Origin of the sequence: Rosenbergiella sp. YN46 (genome assembly GCF_036620675.1) — a bacterium.
GTDB lineage: Bacteria > Pseudomonadota > Gammaproteobacteria > Enterobacterales > Enterobacteriaceae > Jejubacter.
On record NZ_JAZHEE010000120.1, the window covers coordinates 1 to 627 of the forward strand.

General features: G+C 34.0%; 1 protein-coding gene. It reads left to right on the forward strand.

Annotated elements, in window-relative coordinates:
- Positions 1–122: 122 nt before the first annotated feature.
- Positions 123–627: hypothetical protein (locus tag V3W49_RS22815; protein WP_500148240.1), on the forward strand; the 505-nt coding region annotated here is incomplete at its 3' end.

Here is a 627-nt window from a genome sequence, read left to right on the forward strand (position 1 = left end):
CAAAGATCTGAGAGATCACCCCACAACATTTTGAAAAATCTAATCCAAATTGGAAGATCAATTGATAAAATATAGTGATCTTTAAAATTAATTAGAATCTGTTTTAACTCAATTATATTCCAATGAATCTATTTGAAATTGCAGAAGAAAATTTCCTTATCTCATTTGCTGCTGTGCTGAGTGTTGGGATTTTACAAGGCTCAATTTTGGGAAGAAGGATTCGAAAAAGATTTCCTGGACTAAAACGCCATGCAAGAATAGTTTCTTTTGCTCTTCTGCTACTTTTTTCTTTCAATGCTTTGGCAAGCGTGTTGAAATTTGCAGTGCCTGAAAAAATCACAATTACCAATTTCACAGTCCCCACAACCACTGAGGAAGGCTATACACTTTTGATTAATGTCTTAGGGCTTAATGCTGGGTTTGTAACGATTGTTGTAATGTTTATCTCGATTACGATTATACTGTTTTTGCGATTTGCTGAATTATCAAAACCAGCTCGTTATTTCGTATTCACTGTTAGTGTGATTACAGTACTAGTAGCTGGAATTGGCCGATTTACAGATTTTGTACCTACAGTTTTTCAAATTCTAATGTATGCATTTTATCAGGTCGGATTTACAATTGGAA